Source organism: Halosimplex pelagicum (assembly GCF_013415905.1).
GTDB classification, from domain to species: Archaea; Halobacteriota; Halobacteria; order Halobacteriales; family Haloarculaceae; genus Halosimplex; species Halosimplex pelagicum.
In genome coordinates this window covers 1,640,120-1,662,682 of record NZ_CP058909.1, presented here as the reverse complement: position 1 = coordinate 1,662,682, position 22,563 = coordinate 1,640,120, and the positions used below count along the sequence as shown (strand labels likewise).

The window sequence follows — 22,563 nt, the reverse complement described above, 5'->3', positions numbered from 1 at the left end:
GGAGCGCGGGGCCCCGAGAGCGAGAACCGAGAACAGCGAGTGACGGGAGCGACCGCTACGCCACGTGGCCGGTGACGCCGTCGGTCTCGACGCCGTCGCCCTCGCCGCCGGGCGAGACGGCGCTGACCGCGTAGAAGGTGGCCTCGGGGTCGCGGTGGCGCCGCCAGTGGATCCACGTGCGGACGAGCAGGTACCCCCGTCGGAGCCGGCCCAGTTCGGGCGTCTCGGTCAGCACGTCGTAGTCGCGAGCGCGGATGAGCCGGTGGTGTTCCGCGTAGAAGACGGCCGCGAGCAGGACGCCGAACTGGCAGTCCTCGGGGAGCATGCGGATGCCGGCGACCCCCTCGCGGTAGCGCCGTTCGGTCCGCTGGAGCTCGTGGCGCATCGCGGCGACGAACCCGTCGGTGACGTTCGCCTCGGCGAGGTCGGCCTCGTCGACGCCGAACCGCTCCAGCGTCTCCTGAGGGATGTAGACGCGGCCGTAGTCGCGGACGTCCTCGCGCACGTCCCGCAGGAAGTTCGTCAGCTGGAACGCCTCGGCCAGGGCCTCGGCGTGCGGTCGGGCCTGCTCGCGGTCCTCGGCGGACATCTCCATGGCCGCCATCATCATGTTCGCGACCGCGACCGACGAGCCGCGCATGTACCCCTCCAGGTCCTCGTAGGCGGGGTAGCGGGCCGTCTCGATGTCCTGGAGCATCGCGTCGACGAACACCTCGACCTCGCGGTCGTCGATGCCCGTCCGGTCGGCCAGCGACCGGAACGCGTCGAGGACCGCTCGCTCCTCGTCGTCGAGCGCGGTCCCCGCGTCCGGGTCGATCTCGCCCAGCGCGACCGCTCGCATCGCTTCGAGCCGACGCCGCTGGGCCTCGGGGTCGGGGCCGTCCGTTCGGTCCACTACCTCGTCGGCGATCCGGAAGAAGGCGTAGAGGACGTACGTCGTCTCCCGGACCCGCTCGGGCAGGAGCTTCGTGGCGGCGTAGAACGTCCGCCCCGTCCGCCTGTGGATCTGCTTGCTCGTATCGACTTGGTCGCTCGCTGGCATTGTTTGGTGAGGGGTCGCCGGTCGTAGAGAGCCCGCTCGGAGTCGCGGGGACCGCCACGGGTCAGAGCGCCGGCCGACCGTTCGTACCCATATGTTCGAGAGAGAGTAAATAAGCAACCACCCCAACTGGTTGGGGAGTCACCGCCGCGTCCGGCGAACCGCCCCGCAGCCGGCGTCTCCGGGACGGTCACTGGCGGCGGTTCGAACGCGGTCGCCCGCGGCGGTCAGCGACCGCGCCCGGGCGGATTGACGAACAGCCCGTCCGCGACGGCGAGCGCGCCGACCACGGACGCCCCCGCCACGAACGCCCTCGTGGGGAGCGGCGACACGGTCGACCCCACGAGCGCCAGCAGGAACGCCGCGGGTATCACCAGTAGCAGGAGGTCGTAGCGGGAGAACCGGCCACCTGCTGCGCTGTGCTCCCGTGTGCGTCGAGTCCTGTCGCTGGTCGACATCGGTTCGTCACCTCTCAGTTACACGTACGGGCGATCCCCACTAAAATGTTATGCCAGATCATGTCTCCGAACGCACTTCGAACAGTCTTCGAACCGACCTCGAATATTCGGATATTATTTCCGTAGCTATTGAAGATCTGTCGACGGGCGCTGCTACCCGATGCGCGTCGCTCGACGGTTCTCGGCGGTTCTAAGAGTTCGGGGATCAGTCGGAGCGGACTCGACCGGGCCGGCGGCCGGTTCGATCGGGAGCTAATCGGACCGGCGGCCGGCCCGACTGGAGGGTCAGGAGAGCCGACGGAACCGCGGTCACAGCGGCGGGACGAGCAGGTTCCAGTACCACAGCAGCCAGCAGGCGACGGCCAGCGACGCGGCGACCAGCGCGTAGTGGACCCGGCCGATCGGTCCCCAGTAGCCGTCGGTCCACGAGCGGACGGCGAAGCCGACGGCCGCCAGGGTTCCGGCCAGTCCCAGTATCGGCAGGGCGAACAGGGCCGCGAACGTCAGCGGGGGCGCCGACAGGACGGCGAACGGCGCCGCGGCGAGGTGGACGAGCGCCGCGACCGGGAAGGCGAGGACGGCGACGGCGGCCCCGGCGGCGACCGCACGCGCGAGCGCCGGCCGGTCGGTCCACCGCCGCGAATCCGACGCGGCGTCGTCCCCGGACCGGTACCAGCCGACGACGGTGGCCGCCGGCCACCCGAACACCGCCGAGAGCAGGCCGAGCAGTGAGACGACCGTCAGCACGGCGTGCAGCGAGAGCCGGTCGACCCCCTCGACGCGCCCGTACGCCGTCGTCGGGTTCGCGCCGCGGTGGAGGTACTCGATAGTCTCGCCGTCTGCGCCCGTGTCGAAGGCCAACCGTTCGCTCCCGTCGACGCGCTCGAAGACGAGGGGTTCGATCTCGACCCACCGGTTCGACACGCTCCCGCCCGTCGTGACCAGCGCGCCGTCGTCGGCGACGCTCACCTCGACGGTGCCGGCCTGCAGCGTCGTCGTGACCCGGTCGTGCCAGGTCCACGACCGGCGCAGCGACCGGTAGGTCCCCCCGAGGTCCTCGGCCCGCGCGGGCCGGCCGTCAGGCGAGCGCGTCCCCTCGTCGCCCGACCCGTCGGCGGCGCCCGACTCCGAGTCGGGGTCGGGGAGCAGTTCCGAACGAAACCCCTCCAGCACGTCGGCCGCCGCCGCACCGCCGTCGGCGCCGTTGTACGCGACGAAGAGGCCGAGGCCGCGCTCGGGGACCAGCAGGAGGTCGCTGTAGAACGCCGGCGTCCCGCCGTCGTGCCGGAGCGTCCGCACGTCGCCGTAGTCGCTCTCGACGAACCCGAAGGCCATCCCCGGCAGCCGCTCGTGAGCGGTCGCCCACTGGCGCTGGCAGGCCTCGACGGTCTCCGGGGCGAGGACCCGCTCGCCGTCGACGACGCCGTCGTTGAGATGCAGTTGCATGAACCGGGACATATCGTCGGCCGTCGTCGACAGCGCGCCCGCGGGCGGGATGCCGACGTACGGGAACTCGCCGGCGGCGTAGACGCTACCGGGGCCGTACCCCGTCGCGTGGCGCTCGGCCAGCGACTCGGGGAGCAGCTGGCGGAAGCTACTGGCGGCCATCCCCGCCGGGTCGAGCAGGTCGGCGGCGACGGCCTCGTGGAACGGCCCCTCGGCGACCGCCCCGAGGACGCCCCCGGCGACGGCGTACCCGTAGTTGGAGTAGGCGGGCGCCTCACCGGGCGGCCGAACGCGGGCGTGACGCCACCGACGCAACGCCTCCGGCAGCGGCCGCAGGTCGTCGGGGTCGGTGATCCACAGCCCTTCGTTGGACATCTCGTACCCCGCGCGGTGGGTCACGAGGTCGGCGAGCGTAGCCGAGCCGACCGCGTCGTCGAGACCGGCGCCGAGATACTCGGAGACGGGTGTTTCGGGGTCGATATCCCCCCGCTGGACCCGGGCCATCAGCGCCGTCGCGACGACGGGTTTCGAGACCGAGCCGACGCGGAAGGGGGTCGTCGCGTCGACGGGCCGCTCGCTCTCGCGGTCGGCGACGCCGTAGCCCTTCGTGAGCGCCACCTCGCCGTCGGCGACGACGGCGACGGTCGCGCCCGTGGCCGTCCGGCCCTCCAGGCTCGACTCGACGAGGTCGTCGAGCAGCGATTCGATGTCGGTGTCCCCGCCGTCGTCCTGCAGGGCGGCCGGACGGCCGGAACCGGGCGGACTGGCGGCGGGCGGCCCGTCGTCGGAGGGGACCGCCGCCGCCGACCCGGTGGCCGCTGCGGTCGCGGCGACCCCGGCGAGGAAATTGCGTCGCGTGGGCGACTGTGCCATCCGGACGACGGTTCAGTCGGTCGGGGGAAATAGGTTTGGCGCAGGAAATTTCTATTCGATATCCGATAGGTACGGCCGTCGGGGTCGCCGCGGAGGGAGTTACTCCTCGTCGGCTTCGTCGTCCTCGTCGTCCTCGTCGTCGACGACTTCCAGCCCGCGGTTGTTGACGGCGTGAGCGTCGAGGCCGACCTCTTCGAGGAACTGCTTGTACTCGCGCTCGCACTGTTCGCCGTCCTTCTGCTGGTCGGAGGCGTGCTTGCAGAGGGCGGGCAGGTCCTCGGGCACGTCGTTGGTGTGGACGATCCAGTGGTTGATGAGGTCCGACAGGCGACGGATGGGCGAGGTGAAGTGGCCGTAGATCTCGAAGTTCAGCGCGTGGTGGCCGCCGAAGGGGTCGCTCATGTACTTGGCGCGGGGCATCACGAACATCACGGCCCGCTGGATCTTGTTCAGTTGGCGCCCGGGCGCGTCTTCGAGCGTCGCGTTGACGGCCTTGCGGGGGTCGTCCCACGCTTCGCCGGGGATCGAGACCCCGTCCAGATCCTGGATCTCCTGCAGTGCCTCGTCCCACTCCTCGGGGGAGGGCTGGGGGTGGACGCGGTACATCGCCTCGACGCCGCGGTCCCACATGAGTTCGTGCGTGACGGCCTTGTTGGCCTTGAGCATGCACTCCTCGATGATGGTGTGGGCGCGGTCGCGGGCGGGGTTGAGGACGAGCGAGCCGTCCTCCTTGCGCTGCTCGTGCATCCGGTCGGCGAGTTCCCAGACGAGTTCGGTCTTCTCGGCCAGGTCCACGTCGGTATCTTCGAGCATGTCGTCGGCGCTCGCCGGGTCGTCGAGGATCTCCTCGGCCTCGGAGTAGGTCAGGCGGGCGTCGGACTCGATGACGGACTTGTAGATGTCGATGTCCTCGTAGGACAGCGTCTCGGGGTCGAGGTGCATCTCGACGGTGTGAGCCAGCCGGTCCTCGTTGGGGACGAGCGAGCACACGGTTTCGGCGAGGATCGGCGGCAGCATGTGGATGGTGTAGTCGGGGAGATAGACGGTGTTGCCCCGCTCGACGGCCTCCTCCCACATCGCGGTGTCCGGGTTGACGTAGTGAGTCACGTCGGCGATGTGGACCCAGAGGACGTACTCGTCGTCGCGCTTCTCGACGGAGATGGCGTCGTCGAAGTCCTGGGCGTCGATCGGGTCGGTCGTCCAGGTCGTCATCTCCCGGAGGTCCCGCCGTTCGTCGATCTCGTCGGCGATCTCCTCCTGGACGCTCTCGGTGCGCTCCTCGGCCTCGGCCATCACCTCGGCGGGGAACTCGTCGCGGATCTCGAACTTCTCGAACAGCTCCTCGCGCTTGTTCTCGAGATGGCGGGCCATCTCCTCGTCGATCTCGACGGGGCCCTGGCCCTCGACCGTCCCGGCCTGGGCCTGCTCGTCCTCGGTAGTCATGTAGCGGGCTATGACCAGGGTACAGATAGGCTTTCTGTGGTAGCCCCGCGGCCGAAGGCGGAGCCAGCGGGGCTGAACCGTCCGGACCCCGAACGACTACCGCTCCTCGACGGAGTCGGCTCGCTCGGCGAGTTCGAGGTAGGTCGCGAGGAAGGTCTCGCGGTCGCGGCCGTCGGCGGCCGCCTCCACGTCTTCGAGGAGCGCTTCGAGTTCACCGCGGGGCTGGTGACAGCGCTCGCGGTCGCAGGGCTTGCAGAGGTGTTCGAACTCCTTGCCCGACCGCTCCCAGCGGTCGCCGAACTTGTCGTACTCCCGGGCTTCCGAACGGGCGACCGAGTCGCCGCAGGCGATGCAGGTCACCTCGTCGCGGCCCCGTCGGGAGGAACGCCACATACAGCCGGCTTCGGGCGACGCCCACTTAGCGCTTACCGCTGATCACTGAGGCCGGATTAAGTCGGCCCGGCGCTCGCGAACGCCCGCGGCCGAGCACGAGCGACGCGCGGTGGCGACCCGCTCACTCGGCCGCCGCGCCGTCGCTGCCGACCAGTTCGAACAGGTCGTCCCACCCCTCGTCGGCGGGCAACTGGTCGCGGACCTGTTCGAGCTGTCCCGCCGGGATCGCCTCGGCGACGACGGCCACGACCGTCCGGGCGTGGTGGGCCACGTCGGCCCGGTCGTCGGGCGCGGTCTGGCCCTCCCGCTCGGCGACGCGGTCGAGAAAGTCGTCCCAGCCGAAGTGCTGGCCGTGCTCGGCGACGGCGCCGGTCAGGTAGAAGTCGACCTCCATCGGGAGCGGGCCGGCGAGGTCCGTCGCCTCGCCCGCCTGGATGCGCTCGCCGAGCGTCGTCAGCGTCGCGCGGGTCGCGCGGACGGCCTCCCCCGTCCCGGGCAGTTCGAGTCGGTGCTGGACCGTGCCGGTGAACTCGTCGAAATTCATCGCGTTCGAGCTACGCCGAGCAGGCCCAAAAGCGCGGGACCGGCAAGTGTCGGGTCCGGTCTCCCGCCCGGTCGCGCCCGCGAGGCGACGGGAGCCGGCTCACTCCTCGGTGGCCGTCCCCCGGGGCTCGTAGGGGTCGACATCGATGGCGCCGTGGGCGAAGCTCCGCGTGCCCGACTCGACGAGGTACGTCTCGTTGTCGTACCGGACGGTGCCGGGCAACTCGACGCCCTCCTGGTCCGGTCCCGGACAACACCCGGAGCCCGTGCGGACGCGGTCGAACAGCCGGCGCTGCTCGGTCGAGAGGTTCCCGTAGTCGACGACGCGCTCGTCGGCCGATACGTTCCCGGTGTCGACCAGGTACGCGGGCGTCCCGTACACGTACCCGACCACCCAGAGTCGCCCGTCGGCGTACACGTATCCGAGGTCCCCGAACGTCTCGACGGCGCCGCTGGACTCCAGTTCGACCCACTCGTCGGCCCCGCGTGCGGCCTCGAACGTCTCCCGGTCGCCGGACGACAGCGACGACGCCAGGGTCACCTCGTCGCGGTCGACGCCGTCCGGGAGGTCGAGCGGGGTCGCCGTCTCCGTCCCAGTGGCCGTCGGCTCCGCGGTCGGACCGGCCGTGGGAGTCGCGGACTCGACGGGCGGCGTCGCGGTGCCGGCGTCGGTGGCCGGCCCTCCGAACGACGCGCAGCCGGCGAGCGTGACGACGACACAGAGGGCGAGGGCGTGGGAGGGGCGCATACTCGTTTGCGGGTGAGCGGCGGCCGAAGTAAGTGCTTTGTCCGTCTCGACGGGCGGGAGAGCGGGCGGTCGCGCGGCGCGGCGGACTGTCACTCCCCGTCGCGCTCCGACGCGACCGTCACGTCGAAGGCGGCCGGGTCGGCGTCGGCGACCGGGGGGAGCCGCCGGAGCCGGGGGCGAACGGCGAGGTACAGCGCCGTGAACCCGAACCCGAACGCCGCCAGTCCGACCGTCGTCGCGGTTCCCAGCAGTTCGGCGACGACGCCGCCGACCAGCGACCCGAGGGGAAGGGTCGCGCCGGAGGCGGTCCCCTTGATCGTGGAGACGCGGCCGAGCAGGTCCGTCGGGAAGACGGTCTGGTTGAGCGTCGCCGTGAGCACGCCGCTGGCGCCGGCGGGCACCCACGCGAGCCCGAACAGGACGACGGTGAGCGCGGGCGACGGCGCGACGACCGCGCCGAGCCAGCACGCGGCGCCGGCCGCGTTGCCGACGAACAGCAGCCGCCCGTAGGGGACCCTCTCCAGATACGGCGCGACGAGCGACCCGACCAGCCGACCGACCCCGAGCGCGCCGAGCAGGGCGCCGTAGACCGCGGGACCGCCGAGCGCGTCGCCGTAGGCCGGCAGGACCGCGAGCGTCACGCCCGTCGCGAGGTTCGCCACCGACGTCGTCACCACGAGTTCGACGAAGACAGTGCCGCGCAACACCTCGATCCCGTCGCGCAGGTCCGCGACGTACGAGCCGAGTATCGACTCGTCGTCGGGGTCGTTCCCGTCTGTTTCCGCCGCGGAGTCGGCGTCCGCCGACCGCGTCACCGCGACCCCGGCGAACAGCAGCGCCGCGAGGGCGAACGTCCCGGCGTCGAACAGGAACAGCGCCGTCGCGCCGAAGACGGCGATGAAGGCGCCGCCGAGCGCGTCGAAGATCATGTCCAGCCCGAGCGTGACCGTGGCGAGCGCGGAGTTGGCCCCCGACAGCTGCTCGTCGGGGACGATCCGCGGGACGACCGTCGCCTGCATCGGCGCCATCAGCAGCGTCGCCAGCGTCAGCAGCGGGACGACCGCGAAGATGACGCCGACGCTCAGGTTGCCGGTCGCCGCCGCCAGCGGCAGCGCGAGAACGACGACGCCCTGCAAGAGTTGAGACCCGACGAGGACGGGACGCAGCGGGAGCCGGTCGACGACCGGACCGGCGAGGATCTGCAGGAGCCACGGGAGCAGCAGGACTGCGTTGGCGACCCCGGTGAGGACCGTCGAGCCGCTGAGTTCGAAGACGAGCCAGAGGACCGCGACCGTGTAGAGGCTGTCCCCGGCGTTGGTCACGAACTGCCCCGCGAAGAAGCGCCGGAAGTCGCGGTTGCGCCACAGCGACCGCTCCGCGGCGGTCTCGGCGGTGCCGGCCTCGGCGTCCGTCCCGTCGGCCGTCTCGGCCGCGGCGGTCATCGACGACCACCTCCCGGGGGCGGCGAGAGCGGTTCGAGCGACGGGAGCGATTCGAGCGGTCGGCGCGGCGGTTCGAGCGGTCGCGGCGACCGCGAGCGATGCGACTGTCGTCGATGCGATGCGTGCGTGGACGAGCCCCGGCCGGTGGCCGTGGGCTCGGCGGATGTCGGCATGTGCGTGTGTGTTCGACCGAGAGAGTGCGGCTACGGAACGTAGCGGAGCGAAGCGAACCCGAGTGCTGCGGCTATCGGGCCGCCCGCGCGGCGTGGAGCGGGGCGGGGTCGAACACCGGACGACCGACGATCCGGCGGGTCATAGAACGCTTCGTCCGGATCGATCCGGAGGTCGCACTTAGAACTGACGGCGGTGTGGGACGGTGTCGCGGACTCGCACCGTGACGGTCGGGGCGGGAGGTCCGACGCGCGCTCACTCGCGAACAGGGGCAACGTCGTGGCGGAGCGCCCACCGGTCTTCCAGGGGGTCGAGTCGGTGAGGTTCGCTGCCGCGCTCGGTGACGATCCCGGCGTGGAACAGCATCGCCTTCAGCTGGAAGACGGTCGGCGAGTGGTAGGCGTTCCCGTCGGCCAGCGCCTCGCTTCGGAGGTCGCCGTCGTCGGTCAGCGCCCGGGAACGGACGCCGTCGTCGCCGCGGAGGAACAGCTCGACGGTGAAGGTCGGGTGCAGTCCGTGCAGATACTCGACGAACTGCCGGAGCGTCGGGTCGCGCTCGCCGTCGTCGTGCAGCGACTGGAGTTCGGTCACCAGTAGCTCGGTCGCGGGGTAGGCGTAGACGACGCGGCGGGCGAGCTGTCCCCACTTCGGCGCGACCTCGCAGAAGCGCTTGCGCGAGCGCTTCCAGTCTTCGAAGGCGTCGAGCGCGGCGTCGACGCTGCCGCACTCGGCGAGCGCGAAGCGGACGACTTCCTTGCCGAGCGCCGTCAGCGTCGTCCGGTCGGGCTCGACGGCGACGAGGTTCAGGAACGCCGCGCCGGCGCGGGCGGCGTCGGTTGCGCCGACGACCCGCTCGGCGAGCACCGTCTCCGTGTCGCGGTCGTGGGCCACGGCGAGCGGGTAGGCGAGGTAGTTCTTCGGATGGTTCAGCCCGAAGCTCTTGCCGGCGACGCCCTGGGCGCTGGCCTGGAAGCGGATCGAGGTGGCCGCGTCGGCGGTGCGGTTGCCGACGACGCGCGGCCGTTCGACCGCGCGAACGTCGCCGTCCGTCTCGACCGCGAGGACGCCGACGTTGCACTCTCTGGCCAGCGAGCGGTCGGTCTGGGAGATCGCCGCGGCGGGCGCGGCGAGGAAGGCGACGTTGGCCTCGCCGAGGCGGTCGCGGGCCTGGACGATGCCGCGCTCGGTGTCGACGCCGCCGCCGGCGTAGCCCTTCGCCTCGACGGCGATCAGCGGCGGTTCGCCGCCGAGACGGTCGACCGCCAGCCATTCGTCGTCGAGCGGCCGCACGCCGACCAGGTCGGGGTAGCCCGAGCCGACCCGGACGTGGTTGAACGGCGCCAGCGCCTCGCGGACCGTCTCGTCGATCGTCGCCCGGTCGACCCACCGCTCCCGGGCGAACTGCGTGTCGACGACGGCGTAGGCCTCGGCGCCGTCCTCGGGGAACAGCCGCCGCTTGGCCCGGGCGAGCACGTGCGGTTCCGTCAGGTCCGCTCCGGCCGCAGCCATGCTACCTCGACTGACGAGCTCGCACAAAAAGGGTGGTGTCGCGTCTCGCGGCGGCGGCCTCCGCGAGTGGCTCCTCGCGCCGTACCCAGCCGTATTCGGTCGGAACGCCGCCGTGACGGCGTTTCGGTCGAAGCGGCGAGTCCGCCCGAGTGACCCCTGTAAACCATATTCCGCGATACGAAAACCAGGCCGACACCACGACCGGACGGCGGAGAGAAACACAGAATTTCGGACGTTTCAGCCGTTCTTCGGCCCGATTCGACGGCTCAGATCGGTTCGGCCACGCCGGCCGCGGGCTTATTAGCGCGACGTGCGTATCGGCTCACATGAGCGACGCCGAAGAGATCGAGATGGGGGGAGACGAGGTCGACCAGTTCCTGGGGAGCGGGGGGACCGGAGTGCTCTCTCTCTCGACGATGGGGGACGAGCCGCCGGACGCCGTGCCGGTGTCCTACGGCTACGACGCCGAGGACCGGGTGTTCTACTTCCGGATCTCCGTCGGCCACGGGGACGACCCCGGCGACCTGGCCGGGCGCGCGGTGACGTTCGTCGCGTACGGCGACGACGAGGGGGGCGAGGACGGGCGATGGCGCAGCGTCGTCGCGCGCGGGCGACTCCACGACACCGAGGAGGCGGGGATCGCGACGGAGACGCTCGCGGAGATGGAGCGGGTCGACATCCCGCTGGTCGACGTGTTCGAGGAGCCGCTGCGGATGGTGTCGTTCGACTTCTTCCGGCTCGACCCCGACGAGTTCACCGGTCGACGGGAGTCGCTCGTCAACGATTGAGACGCGACTGCGGGGACGGACTGACGACGGGGACCGGTGTGGGGGCGGCTACCCCGGCAGGAAGACGTTGATGGCGGCGACGACCAGTCCCGCCAGTCCCATCCGGGCGGCGGCGACGTACCAGCGCTGGCCGGAGATCGACCCCATGTAGGCGCCGAAGGCGCCGAGGACGCCGACGCCCAGTGCGACCGAGGCCAGCGCGGCCTCGACCATCGAGAAGACCGTTCCCTCGAAGGCAAAGGGGAGGAGGGTGATCAGGATGCCGATGAGCGGGCCGAGGCCGCTGGCGGCCGCGTGGACGACGCGGGCGCCGCTCTGCTCGCGCTGGATGCGCGTGTCGTCCAGATCGGTGAGCATCGCCCGCTCGACGCGGCGGATCTCGGCGCGGGTCTCGGCGCGCTCGATCTCCCAGACGCTCCAGAGCGCCGAGGTGCCGAGCCCGACGGCCGCGCCGGCGCCGATCTTGATGACCGTCGCGCCGTCGGGGACGCCCGAGAGGACCGCACCGACGACGACGCCGATGGCCGTGAGCGTCCCGTCGAAGCCGTTCGAGACGAAGTAGCGGCGGGCGATCGAGAGGACGTCCTCCTTGTCCAGCAGGCGGCGGGCGCGGTCGAGGACAGACACGGTCAGCGGTCCTGGTGCGTGGGCCGGTCCTCGACGACGTAGTCGCCGCAGGCCACCTCGTCGACGGAGTGGATCGAGCCGCTGAGGTCCTCGACGGCCGCCTCGACCGCGTCGAAGTCCAGGTCCTCGCCCTCCAGCGAGAGCTTGACGTTCTGGACCTCCTGGTCGAGTTCGACGAGCGACGTGCTCACGCCCTCCACGGAGTCGAGGTCGCTCAGGTGCTCGGTGAACGCGAGCAGCGGCGGGTCGTGCGGTTTCAACACGTCGACGACGAGTCGGCGGACGGGTGCCATGGGAGATCCTCCGACCGCGACCCACAAAAAAGCGCGTCGACAGCGGGGTACCGGCGCCCCGCCGGGCCCCGTCGCAACGACCTCGCAAGCACGTCTTTCCGTCGGCCGCCCGTAGCGGGGGTCCCGATGCCCATCACAGTCACCGTCGCCGACGTACACCGGATGACGCCGGACGTGAAGCAGTTCCGACTGGTCGCCGAGGACCACCGCTTTCGCTACGAGCCGGGGCAACACACCGCGGTCCACTTCGAACTCGACGGCGACGAGGAGACCCGTCCGTACACCGCCGCGAACCTCCCCGGGACGAACCAGCTCGTCCTCGCGATCAAGCGCTACGACGACGGCAACGGCTCCGTGTTCATGCACGAGCGCTCGCCCGGCGACGAGATCGAGGTCGAACCCGTCGACGGCAACCTCTCCGTCCGTAGCTTCGCCCGCGACGCCGTCTTCGTCGCCACCGGCACCGGGATCACCCCCATCTACCCGATGGTCAAGCAGTACGCCCGCGTCGGCGTCGGCGACGCCCACCTCGTCTTCGGCGAGCGCGACCCCGAGCACCTGATCTTCCGCGAGAGCCTCGACCAGCTGCGCGCCGAACACGACGGCCTCTCCGTCGACTACGTGCTCTCCGCCGCCGACGAGGACGCGGCGTGGAACGGTCGGACGGGTCACGTCCAGGACCACCTCCCCGACGCGCTGGACGTGAGCCTCGACGGGACCGACTTCTACCTCTGCGGCGTGCCCGAGATGGTCGTCGAGACGCGGGAACTCCTCGAATCCGAGGGCGTCGACGAGGAGCGGATCGTCACGGAGGGATGGGAGGCCGACGCGACCGGGGAGTGAGCGGCGGTGGCCGTCGGTCAGTCCTCGCGAGCGGCGGCGCCGTGGTCGGCGCCGCGGAGCCACCCGAGCGACGCCATCACGGCGACCGCGCCCCCTCCGGCGACGAGGGCCGGTCCGGACGTGGCGACGCGGTAGACCAGCACGGCCGCCCCGGCGACCGGGGCGACGGCGCTCGTGCCGGCCACGAGCAGGCCGACCAGCGCGGCGTCGACGCCACTGCCGCCGGGCGCCGGGACGACCGCCGCGGCGACCGCCGCCGGGATCACGGCCAGCAGGACGCCGACCGAGACCGACTCGCCGACCGCCCGGAAGGAGAGCCACAGCGCGACGACCGTCAGCGCGTGGGCGACGGCGAGCAGGCCGACCAGCGTCGCGAGTTGCCGGGGCGACCCGCCGCGCAGGCGCGCCAGCGCGGCCCGAAACCGGCCGACCCGTTCGGCGATGGCCGCCCGGTCCGGCGGGGTGAAGCGGGGGAGGACCCGGAGCGCGGCGGCGAGCCGGGCGGCCAGCGAGACGCCCCGCTCGGTCGCGCGGTCGCGGACCCGCCAGAGGCCGACCGCGCCCGCCGCGGCCAGGGCCACGAGCGCGACGCCGACGGCCGCGAGCGGGGCCACGTCGGCGCTCGCCGTCCCCGCGGTCGCGAGCAGGTAGCCGACGCCGACGACGCCGAACGCGCCGACGAGGAGGTTGGTGAGGGCGCTGACGGCGACGACCGCGGCGACGCCGTCCTCGTAGTCGGCCGCCGAGGAGCGCGCGACGAGCAGGCCGTTGACCGGCGCGCCCCCGGCCTGACCGCCGGGGACGACCGTGCTGACGACCGTCGTCGCGACGTACGCGCCGAGGACGCGAGTCACCGGGGCGTCGTGGCCGAGAATATCCAACAGGACGCGGAGCGCGAGGCCCCTGGCGACCAGCACCGCGACCGCGACGCCGGCGACCAGCGCGACCGTTCCGGCGTCCGCGCCGGCCAGCGCCGCCCGTATCGCCCCGGGACCGACGACCGCGACCGCGCCGACGACGGCCGCCAGCGTCGCGATCACCGCGACGGCCCTGCGCGCGGCGCGCCCGAGCGAGCGCTCCGAACGGCCGAGCGCGGAACTCACGCGACCACCCACCGCCGCGTCGACTCGCGACCGCCGCCGTCGGTCGGTCGCCGCCGTCCGTCCGCACGCCGCTGATAGTGCCCGTACATGTGCGATCGCCCGTCCCGCGTACCCGTCGAGATGGTACCCGCGTTTGGGGATACACGGTGATAACTGTGACGCGGGCAGCGGCCGGCCCTCGCCACGCCGGACCGACGGACAGGGGGGCAGAGCCGCGACGACGGACCGGCCGTGTTCGAGAGACTTACGACGGTGGCTCGGTCAGTCGACCCGTGAGCGACTTCGTCACGCCGACCGTCGGTCCGGACCAGTGGTTCGTCGCGGCGCTGGTCCTCCTGTTCGCGGTCTATTTCGCGAAGCAGCTGTTCGAACGGGCGAGAGCGACCCGTGAAGAGACTGAATGAGAACTCAGTCGTCGGCTTCGGCGCGCCCGTCGCTCATCTCGACGAACCGCTCGCGAATCTCGGGCGAGGGGATCATGCACTGGGCCTTCTTGCCGAAGACGGCGTAGCGGTGGCTCGCGACCGTATCGTAGACGGCGTCCCGGAGCGGCCGCGGCACGACGCGCCCGACCCCGGCGAGCGACCACGGAAACTCCAGTTCGCTCGCCACCCGCAGTGCGGCCTCCGATTTCGTGTAGTAGTCGTCGCCGTCGACGAGGACGAACGTGTCGAAGTCGTAGTCCTCGAAACCCACGTCGTCCAGCAACCGCTCGCCGGCAGCCGACTGCAGCGGCGCGAACCGGAAGACGCCCTCGGGGTCGTGCTCGATGACGAACTGGATCGACCCGTTGCAGAGGTTGCAGACGCCGTCGAACAACAAGATCGGCTTGTCCCGCGGGATGTCCTCGGCCATCACCCACGCTACGGGGGCGACGCACTTGAAACACCCCGCACCGTCGGGGCGACCTGGGCCCGACTCCGGGGCGACGGGGACCGGTTCCGGGACGCCGCCGCGGTCACTCCGAGGGGCACTGCTCGCCGAAGGGGCCCTCGTCGTTCTCGCGGAGTTGGGCGCTGGCGGAGTACGCTTCCGTCGCGCCGCCGGGCTCTCGCTGGCGGTTGGGGCTGCCGAAGTCGACCTCCGCCCAGGCGCACCGCCCGCGGGCCCAGGTGCCGTCCGGTAGCTCCGCGTCCACGTCGAGGTCCGCGTCGACGGGGTCGACCTGCAGCCGGTAGGCCGCGGGTTCGCCCGACCAGTCGCGGGTGATTCTGGTGCTGGAGTCGTTCGCGACGGTCTCGGTCGTCGCAAACAGCTCCGACCCGTCGGCCGAGAGTGTGATCTCGACGGTGATCGAGGCGCCGGTCCAGTTGTACAGCTCCATCCCGGTCAGGACGACCGTCTCGCGGCCGCCGCCGAGACAGCCCGCGAGCCCCGTCGCCGCCCCGGCGCCGACCGCCGCCAGGGCCGCCCTGCGGGTGAGGCCGTCCGAATCGTCACGCCCGCCAGCGGGGTCGGTCACGGCCGTCCCCGTCTCGTCGGTCGGTCGCCGCTCGACGCGCCGTCGCGCACTCGGGCCCCACACATGTCTCCGACCGAACGGACGCCCCGCTGGTAAGGATTTCCCCGCGAGACCGACGGACCGACGGACGTGACGGCGCGTCCGCCCGGTACGGGGGGCCGGGCCAGCGCTTAAGCCCCGCGGCCCCGACGAACGGGTCGATGCGAGAAGTCACGGTCGAGCGGTTCGTCGGCGCGACGCCGGCCGAGGTGCGGCGAGCGCTCGAACCGGGCGTCGTCGTCGAGTACGAGGGCAGTTTCGAGGTACACGACATCGAGGAGCGCGACGAGACGACCTTCGTGACAGCGGGGGCCCGCGGCGTCGGTGTCGCCCTCCGGTTCGAGGCCCGGGAGGGCGGCCTGCGCTACGAGCAGGTCGGCGACGCCGGCCCGTTCGACGAGATGTGGACCGACCTCACCTGGGCGGCCGACGACGAGGGGACGCTCGTCACCGCCCGGTCGGGCGTCGGCCTGGGGCTCCCGCTGGCGGCCGTCACCGACCGCGTCGCGGTCTGGAAGCGCCGGGGCGAACTCGACCGCGCGCTCGACCGGCTCGCCGACGACCTCGAATAGACGGAGTGGCGTCGCCGCGCCCGTGCGTCGCGCTCGCACGACCGGCGGACGATTATGTCACTGGAGCTGAAACATCCGGACGCCCATGGGTGTGTTCACCACCGTCACGGAACTGCTCCGCGCCTCGACGCGGAATCCCACACGGGGCGAGGAGCCGGCCCGGCAGTCCGAGGGCGCCTACTGGTGTCACGACTGCGACGAGCGCGTCCTCGACCTCGACGCCGCGGGCGAGGGCTCGCCCCAGTGCCCCGTCTGCGGCGACGAGATGTCGTTCGAGCGCTCGGCCGCGTCGACCGGCTGCGCCTGCTGAGTGGAGCCGCCGGGTCGAGACCGTCCGCCCGGGTCCGCCCGGATCCGTCCGAACCCATGGGATCGGGGGAGCCACGACGGGTCCCGTTCGCGTCGCCCGGGCGACGCCCGCCGCCCCGCTGTTATCTTTAAGTGCGACGGTCTGCTACAAACGTTCATGATAGACGGCGACCGGCCGCTCGCCCGGCGCATCGCGTCGTTCCGCGAGTGGGTCGAGGAGTGGCTCCACGGGCTCTATCACGGGATGGTCGAGCATCCCTCCTTCGAGAAGATCGAGAAGGAGGCCGAGGACGTGGAGGACACGTTCCTGTTCGCCTGTTTCGCCGACGCCTTCGGCATCCCGAGCCCGGCGTCGTACTACACGGTCGAACTCCTTCCGTACCTCGCCGAGGAGTTCGAGGACTGGGAGCGGCGCATGTGGGACCGCGGGTCGCTGCTCGAACGCAAGGGCCAGCAGTACCACTTCCACTGATGGCGGGGACCAGCACCCGATGCGACCGCACACCGGAGGCGGTCTGACCGTGGAGAAGTTCGTCTTCTTCGGCGGGAAGGGCGGCGTCGGCAAGACGACCGTCTCCTGCGCCTACGCGCTCAAATGCGCCGAGGCGGGGCTGGACACGCTCGTCGTCTCGACGGACCCGGCCCACAGCACCGCCGACGTGTTCGACCAGGCCTTCGGCGACGACCCGAGCGCGGTCGACGGCCACGAGGGGCTGTGGGCGATGGAGGTAGACCCCGACGAGGAGGTCGAGCGGCACATGCGGGAGATCCGGCGGCGCATGAACGAACAGGTCAGCGCCGCCATCGTCAACGAGATCGACCGCCAGATCGAACTCGCCCACCGGACGCCGGGCGCATACGAGGCCGCGCTGTTCGACCGATTCGTCCAGGTCATGCGCGAGGCCGACGACTACGACCGCGTCGTCTTCGACACGTCGCCGACCGGGGGGACGCTGCGACTGCTCGCGCTGCCGGACTTCCTCGGGGAGTGGATCGAACGGCTCGTCGCCAAGCGGACCAAGTCGGTCGACCTGTTCGAGAAGGCGGCCGTCGGCGGCCGGGAGGCCCGACGGAAGCTCGACGAGGACCCGCTGATCGCCCACCTGCAGGGCCGCAAGGAGAAGTTCGAGTTCGCCGGCCGGACGCTGCGCGAGGACGCAGCGTTTTTCGTCGTGCTCAACCCCGACGAGCTGTCGATCCGCGAGACCGAGCGGGCGGTCGCGGAGGTGGCCGAGCAGGACCTGGGAGTCGAGGGGTTCGTCGTCAACAGGGTGACGCCCGCGCCCGACGACGACGAGCGGGGCCGGGGCGCCACGTGGCTCCGCGAGCGCGTCGCGACCGAGCGCGAGCGGATCGACGAGATCGACCGCGAGTTCGACGAACCGGTCGTCGCCGAGGTCGAGTCGCGCGTCCGCGAGGTGAAAGGCGACCTGCTCGCGGCGGTGGCCGACGAACTCGCCGTCGACGTCGACGTGGCCTCCGCCGAGGCGTGAGGCGGGAACCGGCCGCGCTCGCCGCCGGATCTATAACGCAGGTAACACCGCACCCACCCGAGAGAGGTACCGGACCGCGCACTGACCTGGCACGGTCGCTCGTACCGCCGTTTTACTCCCAGTAAGTGTCTGATATAGTATATCATAATCTTCAAGTTTTATGGTGTTCTTTCGTGATGTACGGTGTGTGGTGACAACACATGGTACAGGTGATGTGGCTCGCGATAGCGGCACTGGCAACGTTCTCGGCGGGGTATCTCGGGTATTCGAGGTACCTGGCCCGGTTCGTCGAACTCGACGACGACCGTGAGACACCGGCGCACAAATACGACGACGGACAGGAGTACGTCCCATCGAAAAAGCCGGTCTTACTCGGCCACCACTACTCGAGTATCGCCGGCGGCGCGCCGATCGCGGGGCCGATCACGGCCGCGGCTGCGTTCGGGTGGATCCCGGCGGTGATCTGGGTCGCGGTCGGCAACCCCCTGTTCGGCGCCGTCCACGACTTCATGTCGCTGTCCTCCAGCGTCCGTCACGACGGCAAGTCGATCGGGTACATCATCGGCCAGTACGTCGGCGAGCGCGGCAAGGACATGCTGCTGTGGTTCGCGTACCTGACGATCATCCTCGTCATCGCCGCGTTCGCCTACCTGATCGGGCTGGTGTTCGACGCCTTCCCGTGGACGGCGACGGCGTCGTTCGTCTACATCGCGCTGGCGATCCTCTTCGGGGTGTACCTCTACCAGCTGAACGGCCCCTTCCTGCCGGGCGCCGTCGCCTTCGTGGCGCTGGTGTTCGGCGGCGTCTGGGTCGGCCTGGAGTACCCCGTGGCGCTGTTCGCCCGCGAGGGGCTGCCGGCCGAGACGATCGTCCTGCTGGGGAGCAGCGGCGAGTTCCTCCCGATGGCGAACGCGACCAACCCCAACATGGCCGGCTGGGTGCTCGTGACCGTGCTCTACGCCTTCGCCGCGAGCGTCCTGCCCGTCTGGGTGCTGCTCCAGCCGCGTGACTTCCTCACCTCCAGCCTGCTGTACACGGGCGTCGGCGGGATGATCCTCGGCGCCATCGTCGGGACCGTGGTCGGCTTCACCGACATCACGATCAACGTCGCCTCCGCCGGTATCGAGGGCGTGCAAGTCACGTCGCTGACGACGCAGATCCCCGGCTGGACCGGCTTCATCCATCCGGAACTCGGTGCGCTGTTCCCGTTCCTGTTCGTCACCATCGCCTGCGGGACCATCAGCGGGTTCCACTCGCTGGTCTCCTCGGGGACGACCGCCAAGCAGCTGAACAAGGAGAGCGACGCCCGGCTCATCGGCTACGGCGGGATGCTCGGCGAGGGCCTGCTCGCGATCACCGCGATCCTCGCCGTCTCGCTGGTCGTCGGCGCGGGCGACTCGCTCAGTTCCGCGCTCGTCACGTTCCCCGCCGGTGGGGGCGCCCTGCTGACGGTCTTCGGCGTCGGGGTCACCGCCGCAGCGACGTTCATCGGCCTCGTGTTCGTCAGCTTCCTGCTGACCAGCACCGACACCGCGATGCGACTCGGCCGCTACATGCTCGAAGAGATCGTCGGCACCCCCGAGACCGACCTCGAACGCACGGTCACCAACCGCTACGTCAACGCCGGCGTCCTCTCGCTGGCGGGCTACTTCCTCGTCGCCTCCGGCCAGTGGTCGAACATCTGGCCCCTGTTCGGCGGCGCCAACCAGGCGCTCGCGGCGCTCGCGCTGCTGGTCGCGACCGTCTGGCTCGCCAACTGGGACGACAACAAACAGCTCGTCAGCACCGGCGTACCGCTGGTCTTCATGCTCGCGGTGACCGTCATCGCGCTCGCGACCATCGGTCTCTATCGCAACCCGACCGCGCTCCTGGCCGGCGAGTACAGCGGACTCGTCGGGGCCGCGTCGCTCGCCCTCCAGAGCGTCATCGCGCTGGTACTCGTCGGGCTCATCTTCGGGCTCGTCTGGTTCAGCTACAACAACATCCGGGAGGCCCGCGGTGGCCTCGACCGCGAGGCCATCGTCGGCTCCGGCGGCGGAGGCGGCGGCGTCGAGCCCGGCGACGACTAGAACAGGCGACTCAACAGCCCCGACGACTCCGCTTCCGGCTCGGCCCACAGCGCGAACGCCCGGTCGAGGTCGGTCGCCCGGCTCGTCGCGATTTCTTCCCGGTCCGGTGCCACGACGACCAGATTCACCTCGTAGTGGCCGTAGTAGCCGTACTTGATCAGCGTCCGGTCCTTGAACCCCTCGACGAACTCCCGGACCGCCTCGGGAATCCGCGGCACGACCAGCGCCACCGTGAAGTCCGTACTGAAGTGTTCCTCGTCGGCGTCGATCCACTCGTCGGCCAGGTCGTGGGCCCACTCGACGAGCGCTTCGAGATCCGCGACGCCGACGCCGTCCCGGCGCGCGACGAACAGGTGCTCGGTCGAGTCGTGGTTCGCGTAGTTCAGCGCCGCGTGGAACAGCTGTTTGCGGCTCTCGATGTCCATCCGCCCGTACAGCGTGAACGACTCCCCCGCGACCGTCCGCTCCTTCTCCAGGTCGAAGTTGTGCAGCAGCCGCCCGCTCACCCGCTCGACGTACTCGTCGTCCCAGACCGGCACGTCCTCGGGCGTCGCCTCCCCGGTCGCGGTCGCCTCGTCCAGCTCCGCGGCTGCGGCCTCGTCGGCCCCGTCGGGGCCGCGCTCCTCGCGGTCGCTCACGGTTCGGCTCCCCCGGCGGTGGGGCCGTCGGCGACGGCCGGGGCCCCCGCTACCCCGTGATGGTACTCCATACCATGCCTGTCGGCCCCGGGCGGTAAAAACGTCTCCCACGCCCGGGGCGGAGGGGTGAAGTTTAACCACGCCGAGCGCGAACCACCGTTGAATCGATGGCTCCGAAAGACACCGAGGCGTGCGGTCGCTGCAGCATGACCAGCGTCGTCAGTGCCGCGAGCGAAGGCGACGACGGGAGCGACCGCGACCCGTTCGGCGACGCCCGCATCGAGGTCCCCGAAGACCGACTGCGCCGCGCCGCCGCGCCCCAGGTCCTGCTCGGCCGGGCGAAGCGTCGGATCGACCAACTCGCGACGAAGATCACCTACGGGCGATAATGGAGGAGAGCGTCTCCGGCTTCAAGACCCGCGGCGGGTGGGTCGACGCCGTCGAACACGGCGAGCGCATCGTCCGCGCGCTGAAGGACCTGCGCGACGACGGCGAGGACGGCGTGTCGTTGGCCGCCCTCGACGAGTTCGACGAGTGGCGACCGAAGAGCCACGAGCGACTCGACGAGGACGTCAACGAGAAGACCGCCGACCAGGCCAGCGTCGCCGAGGGCGAGGGCGAGAAGGCCGGCAAGGACCCCGACGAGGACCTGCAGAAGGCTGGCGAGAAGCTCACCGAGTCCTACGAGAACCTCGAAGACGAGGAGACCGACGAGGCCGTCGACAAGTGGGGCGAGTCGCTGGACTACGTCGCTCGCGCCGCCGACTCCGCCGGTCGGAAGGCCGTCCGGAAGGTCGAGGACGCCGTCTACCGCAACGTGATGACCCAGATCGCGCCCTACTACTTCGACAACGAGCTCGTCAGCGCGAACCTCCAGCGGGTCAACGGCGACGACCGCCCGGAGTACGTCTTCGAGATCAACGTCAACGACGACGACCTGAAGATCAAGGTGTCGAACAAGTTGGCCGACTACGAGTCGACGGTCGACCGCTGGCACGTCGACACCGAGAAGGTCACCGAGGCCGCCGAGGCCGCCGAGGGCGTCGAGGCGCCCGACCCCGACTCCGAGGCCGACGCCGAGACGACCTGACAGTTCGCGCGCCTCCGTTCTGCCGGTCCGCGCTACGCCGACGAGTCGGTGATCCGGATGCGGTCGGCGTACACCGTCGCTGGATCGGAGGCGTTGGCCGCGATCGCCACTCCGCCGCCGTCGTAGGTCTCGTCCGCCGCCGACAGCGACACCAGTCGTTCGCCCTCGCTGTCGAAAGCCCGGACCTCGATCGTCGGGTCGCCCCACTGGACCTCCCACCGCAGGCGTTCGCCGGCGTGGGCGGCGGGTTCGTAGTCGGCCGTGTCGAGGACCGTCTTCTCCCGTTCGGTTCCGTCGAGTCGGGCGAGCTTCGCCGTCTCCGCGTGGTTCGCCCAGTTGTGGTTGCGGACCCTGAGTCTGTACCCCGCCTCGTATGCCACCGACTGGACGCCGAAGCCGAACCAGCCGGTCGCGTCGGCGCTGTCCTTGTAGAAGCGGAACTCGACAGTGTCGCCGCGCGACGGATACGTGTCCAGCCCCGAGACCGACGCGAGCACCTGTTGCCTGTCCCCGCGATACACCGCCGCGTACTCGCCGCTGACGGGGTGGTCGCTCGTGACCGACCACGTGGCCGACCCGCTCGCACCGCGCTCGGCCACCCTCCACGCCGAGAGGTCGTCGCCCTCGAAGCCGGTGACCAACCCGGGATGGGGCGTCGGCGTCGGTGTCTCCGTGGGCGTCGGCGCATCCGTGGGCGTCGGCATCGGGGTGGCAGTCGGCGTGGGCGTCGGCGGGTCGAACCGGTCCAGTTCCGTCACCGACTGCTCGCCCGGGACGTACAGCACCTTCACGGATTCGGTCGGCGGGACCGCGCTCGGCCAGTTCACCACGTCGGGGCCGACGCGCGCGGTCGCCCCGGTCGTCACGTCTTCGTCCGCTCGCTCGCTGGTCGACCCCAGCTCGCTCCACAGCGCGCTGTCGCCGTCGCTCGTCCGTATCCGCACCTCGCCCGCCGGGAGTCCGTCCCCGCTCGCGTGTTCGATCCGGACCGCCGGCCCGCCGTCGGCCGTCGGTCGGTAGGCGAACGAGAACGCCACGCTCGACACGTCCGGCCCGTCCGACGACCCGAACGGACTCGTACATCCCGCAGTCCCGACCCCGAGCCCCGCGACCCCGGCCGCGAGGAACTCGCGCCGCCCCCACTGTCGTTGCATGGTAGGTCCGTATACATG

Annotated in this window: 26 protein-coding genes; 10 read left to right on the top strand and 16 right to left on the bottom strand. The window is 71.0% G+C overall.

Going from position 1 to position 22,563, the window contains the following annotated elements:
- Positions 1-55: 55 nt before the first annotated feature.
- The 9 genes from HZS54_RS08250 to HZS54_RS08210 form a co-directional block, all read right to left on the bottom strand.
- Positions 56-1,042, bottom strand: coding sequence for a phytoene/squalene synthase family protein (locus HZS54_RS08250; protein WP_179921782.1), 987 nt, complete (start codon positions 1,040-1,042; stop codon positions 56-58).
- Between the two features lie 224 nt (positions 1,043-1,266).
- Entirely contained in the window at positions 1,267-1,497 is a 231-nt protein-coding gene (locus HZS54_RS08245) for a DUF8015 family protein (protein ID WP_179921780.1), read from the bottom strand.
- Positions 1,498-1,806: 309 nt separating this feature from the next.
- Positions 1,807-3,816, bottom strand: coding sequence for a serine hydrolase domain-containing protein (locus HZS54_RS08240; protein WP_179921778.1), 2,010 nt, complete (start codon positions 3,814-3,816; stop codon positions 1,807-1,809).
- A 99-nt stretch (positions 3,817-3,915) separates the two neighbouring features.
- The gene (locus HZS54_RS08235; RefSeq protein ID WP_179921776.1) at positions 3,916-5,259 is read right to left on the bottom strand and encodes an RNB domain-containing ribonuclease; all 1,344 of its coding nucleotides are present in this window, start codon (positions 5,257-5,259) and stop codon (positions 3,916-3,918) included.
- 96 nt (positions 5,260-5,355) lie between these two features.
- On the bottom strand, positions 5,356-5,652 hold the full coding sequence (locus HZS54_RS08230; protein ID WP_179921774.1) for a DUF7562 family protein: 297 nt from the start codon (positions 5,650-5,652) through the stop codon (positions 5,356-5,358).
- Positions 5,653-5,773: 121 nt separating this feature from the next.
- Positions 5,774-6,196: a DUF2267 domain-containing protein gene (locus HZS54_RS08225; RefSeq protein WP_179921772.1), complete on the bottom strand. Its 423-nt coding sequence runs from the start codon at positions 6,194-6,196 to the stop codon at positions 5,774-5,776.
- Positions 6,197-6,295: 99 nt separating this feature from the next.
- A complete protein-coding gene (locus HZS54_RS08220) occupies positions 6,296-6,943 on the bottom strand; it encodes a DUF7979 domain-containing protein (protein ID WP_179921770.1) in 648 nt (215 codons plus the stop codon).
- A gap of 89 nt (positions 6,944-7,032) precedes the next feature.
- Positions 7,033-8,385, bottom strand: coding sequence for an MFS transporter (locus HZS54_RS08215; protein ID WP_246391848.1), 1,353 nt, complete (start codon positions 8,383-8,385; stop codon positions 7,033-7,035).
- Between the two features lie 426 nt (positions 8,386-8,811).
- The gene (locus HZS54_RS08210; protein WP_179921768.1) at positions 8,812-10,065 is read right to left on the bottom strand and encodes a hypothetical protein; all 1,254 of its coding nucleotides are present in this window, start codon (positions 10,063-10,065) and stop codon (positions 8,812-8,814) included.
- Between the two features lie 326 nt (positions 10,066-10,391).
- On the opposite strand from HZS54_RS08210, the gene HZS54_RS08205 reads away from it, so the two are divergent.
- Positions 10,392-10,853: a pyridoxamine 5'-phosphate oxidase family protein gene (locus tag HZS54_RS08205; RefSeq protein ID WP_179921766.1), complete on the top strand. Its 462-nt coding sequence runs from the start codon at positions 10,392-10,394 to the stop codon at positions 10,851-10,853.
- Between the two features lie 48 nt (positions 10,854-10,901).
- Here the strand turns inward: HZS54_RS08205 and HZS54_RS08200 are convergent, their stop codons facing one another.
- A complete protein-coding gene (locus tag HZS54_RS08200) occupies positions 10,902-11,480 on the bottom strand; it encodes a VIT1/CCC1 transporter family protein (protein WP_179921764.1) in 579 nt (192 codons plus the stop codon).
- Between the two features lie 2 nt (positions 11,481-11,482).
- Positions 11,483-11,773: a DUF211 domain-containing protein gene (locus HZS54_RS08195; RefSeq protein ID WP_179921762.1), complete on the bottom strand. Its 291-nt coding sequence runs from the start codon at positions 11,771-11,773 to the stop codon at positions 11,483-11,485.
- A 126-nt stretch (positions 11,774-11,899) separates the two neighbouring features.
- Here HZS54_RS08195 and HZS54_RS08190 point away from each other — a divergent pair, with 126 nt between their 5' ends.
- Positions 11,900-12,616, top strand: coding sequence for a ferredoxin--NADP reductase (locus tag HZS54_RS08190; RefSeq protein WP_179921760.1), 717 nt, complete (start codon positions 11,900-11,902; stop codon positions 12,614-12,616).
- Positions 12,617-12,633: 17 nt separating this feature from the next.
- On the opposite strand, the gene HZS54_RS08185 is transcribed toward HZS54_RS08190, so the two are convergent.
- Positions 12,634-13,719 (bottom strand): flippase-like domain-containing protein, encoded by a 1,086-nt coding sequence (locus tag HZS54_RS08185; protein ID WP_179921758.1) that lies wholly within the window; start codon positions 13,717-13,719, stop codon positions 12,634-12,636.
- 272 nt (positions 13,720-13,991) lie between these two features.
- Between HZS54_RS08185 and HZS54_RS26440 the strand changes: the two genes are divergently transcribed.
- A complete protein-coding gene (locus HZS54_RS26440; RefSeq protein WP_281377743.1) occupies positions 13,992-14,123 on the top strand; it encodes a hypothetical protein in 132 nt (43 codons plus the stop codon).
- A gap of 4 nt (positions 14,124-14,127) precedes the next feature.
- Here the strand turns inward: HZS54_RS26440 and HZS54_RS08180 are convergent, their stop codons facing one another.
- Both HZS54_RS08180 and HZS54_RS08175 read right to left on the bottom strand, forming a co-directional pair.
- Positions 14,128-14,574: a thiol-disulfide oxidoreductase DCC family protein gene (locus HZS54_RS08180; RefSeq protein WP_179921756.1), complete on the bottom strand. Its 447-nt coding sequence runs from the start codon at positions 14,572-14,574 to the stop codon at positions 14,128-14,130.
- 103 nt (positions 14,575-14,677) lie between these two features.
- Complete coding sequence (locus HZS54_RS08175; RefSeq protein ID WP_179921754.1) at positions 14,678-15,244, bottom strand: hypothetical protein; 567 nt, start codon at positions 15,242-15,244, stop codon at positions 14,678-14,680.
- A 137-nt stretch (positions 15,245-15,381) separates the two neighbouring features.
- On the opposite strand from HZS54_RS08175, the gene HZS54_RS08170 reads away from it, so the two are divergent.
- The 5 genes from HZS54_RS08170 to HZS54_RS08150 all read left to right on the top strand — a co-directional run bounded on the left by HZS54_RS08170 (position 15,382) and on the right by HZS54_RS08150 (position 19,663).
- Complete coding sequence (locus HZS54_RS08170; protein WP_179921752.1) at positions 15,382-15,792, top strand: SRPBCC family protein; 411 nt, start codon at positions 15,382-15,384, stop codon at positions 15,790-15,792.
- An 85-nt stretch (positions 15,793-15,877) separates the two neighbouring features.
- On the top strand, positions 15,878-16,102 hold the full coding sequence (locus HZS54_RS08165; RefSeq protein WP_179921750.1) for a hypothetical protein: 225 nt from the start codon (positions 15,878-15,880) through the stop codon (positions 16,100-16,102).
- Between the two features lie 156 nt (positions 16,103-16,258).
- Entirely contained in the window at positions 16,259-16,573 is a 315-nt protein-coding gene (locus HZS54_RS08160; RefSeq protein WP_179921748.1) for a DUF7990 family protein, read from the top strand.
- A 49-nt stretch (positions 16,574-16,622) separates the two neighbouring features.
- A complete protein-coding gene (locus HZS54_RS08155) occupies positions 16,623-17,594 on the top strand; it encodes an ArsA family ATPase (protein WP_179922973.1) in 972 nt (323 codons plus the stop codon).
- Between the two features lie 200 nt (positions 17,595-17,794).
- Positions 17,795-19,663, top strand: a complete 1,869-nt coding sequence (locus tag HZS54_RS08150) for a carbon starvation CstA family protein (protein WP_179921746.1) — start codon at positions 17,795-17,797, stop codon at positions 19,661-19,663.
- On the opposite strand, the gene HZS54_RS08145 is transcribed toward HZS54_RS08150, so the two are convergent.
- Entirely contained in the window at positions 19,660-20,301 is a 642-nt protein-coding gene (locus HZS54_RS08145; RefSeq protein ID WP_246391847.1) for a DUF8052 family protein, read from the bottom strand. The genes HZS54_RS08150 and HZS54_RS08145 overlap by 4 nt on opposite strands.
- Positions 20,302-20,468: 167 nt before the next feature.
- Here HZS54_RS08145 and HZS54_RS08140 point away from each other — a divergent pair, with 167 nt between their 5' ends.
- Together HZS54_RS08140 and HZS54_RS08135 are read left to right on the top strand one after the other, a co-directional pair.
- Positions 20,469-20,690 carry a DUF8007 family protein gene (locus tag HZS54_RS08140; protein ID WP_179921744.1) on the top strand — a complete coding sequence of 74 codons (222 nt, stop codon included), beginning with the start codon at positions 20,469-20,471 and terminating at the stop codon, positions 20,688-20,690.
- Positions 20,690-21,391: a DUF5828 family protein gene (locus HZS54_RS08135; RefSeq protein ID WP_179921742.1), complete on the top strand. Its 702-nt coding sequence runs from the start codon at positions 20,690-20,692 to the stop codon at positions 21,389-21,391. The genes HZS54_RS08140 and HZS54_RS08135 overlap by 1 nt, the downstream gene beginning before the upstream one ends.
- A gap of 32 nt (positions 21,392-21,423) precedes the next feature.
- On the opposite strand, the gene HZS54_RS08130 is transcribed toward HZS54_RS08135, so the two are convergent.
- Positions 21,424-22,545 (bottom strand): hypothetical protein, encoded by a 1,122-nt coding sequence (locus HZS54_RS08130; RefSeq protein ID WP_179921740.1) that lies wholly within the window; start codon positions 22,543-22,545, stop codon positions 21,424-21,426.
- Between the last annotated feature and the right edge of the window lie 18 nt (positions 22,546-22,563).

Excerpts from the sequence above, each read along its gene's own strand:
- HZS54_RS08250 (WP_179921782.1), bottom strand. The coding sequence starts at position 1,042 with ATGCCAGCGAGCGACCAAGTCGATACGAGCAAGCAGATCCACAGGCGG.
- HZS54_RS08245 (WP_179921780.1), bottom strand. The coding sequence starts at position 1,497 with ATGTCGACCAGCGACAGGACTCGACGCACACGGGAGCACAGCGCAGCA.
- HZS54_RS08240 (WP_179921778.1), bottom strand. The coding sequence starts at position 3,816 with ATGGCACAGTCGCCCACGCGACGCAATTTCCTCGCCGGGGTCGCCGCG.
- HZS54_RS08235 (WP_179921776.1), bottom strand. The coding sequence starts at position 5,259 with ATGACTACCGAGGACGAGCAGGCCCAGGCCGGGACGGTCGAGGGCCAG.
- HZS54_RS08230 (WP_179921774.1), bottom strand. The coding sequence starts at position 5,652 with ATGTGGCGTTCCTCCCGACGGGGCCGCGACGAGGTGACCTGCATCGCC.
- HZS54_RS08225 (WP_179921772.1), bottom strand. The coding sequence starts at position 6,196 with ATGAATTTCGACGAGTTCACCGGCACGGTCCAGCACCGACTCGAACTG.
- HZS54_RS08220 (WP_179921770.1), bottom strand. The coding sequence starts at position 6,943 with ATGCGCCCCTCCCACGCCCTCGCCCTCTGTGTCGTCGTCACGCTCGCC.
- HZS54_RS08215 (WP_246391848.1), bottom strand. The coding sequence starts at position 8,385 with ATGACCGCCGCGGCCGAGACGGCCGACGGGACGGACGCCGAGGCCGGC.
- HZS54_RS08210 (WP_179921768.1), bottom strand. The coding sequence starts at position 10,065 with ATGGCTGCGGCCGGAGCGGACCTGACGGAACCGCACGTGCTCGCCCGG.
- HZS54_RS08205 (WP_179921766.1), top strand. The coding sequence starts at position 10,392 with ATGAGCGACGCCGAAGAGATCGAGATGGGGGGAGACGAGGTCGACCAG.
- HZS54_RS08195 (WP_179921762.1), bottom strand. The coding sequence starts at position 11,773 with ATGGCACCCGTCCGCCGACTCGTCGTCGACGTGTTGAAACCGCACGAC.
- HZS54_RS08190 (WP_179921760.1), top strand. The coding sequence starts at position 11,900 with ATGCCCATCACAGTCACCGTCGCCGACGTACACCGGATGACGCCGGAC.
- HZS54_RS08180 (WP_179921756.1), bottom strand. The coding sequence starts at position 14,574 with ATGGCCGAGGACATCCCGCGGGACAAGCCGATCTTGTTGTTCGACGGC.
- HZS54_RS08170 (WP_179921752.1), top strand. The coding sequence starts at position 15,382 with ATGCGAGAAGTCACGGTCGAGCGGTTCGTCGGCGCGACGCCGGCCGAG.
- HZS54_RS08165 (WP_179921750.1), top strand. The coding sequence starts at position 15,878 with ATGGGTGTGTTCACCACCGTCACGGAACTGCTCCGCGCCTCGACGCGG.
- HZS54_RS08160 (WP_179921748.1), top strand. The coding sequence starts at position 16,259 with ATGATAGACGGCGACCGGCCGCTCGCCCGGCGCATCGCGTCGTTCCGC.
- HZS54_RS08150 (WP_179921746.1), top strand. The coding sequence starts at position 17,795 with ATGGTACAGGTGATGTGGCTCGCGATAGCGGCACTGGCAACGTTCTCG.
- HZS54_RS08140 (WP_179921744.1), top strand. The coding sequence starts at position 20,469 with ATGGCTCCGAAAGACACCGAGGCGTGCGGTCGCTGCAGCATGACCAGC.
- HZS54_RS08135 (WP_179921742.1), top strand. The coding sequence starts at position 20,690 with ATGGAGGAGAGCGTCTCCGGCTTCAAGACCCGCGGCGGGTGGGTCGAC.
- HZS54_RS08130 (WP_179921740.1), bottom strand. The coding sequence starts at position 22,545 with ATGCAACGACAGTGGGGGCGGCGCGAGTTCCTCGCGGCCGGGGTCGCG.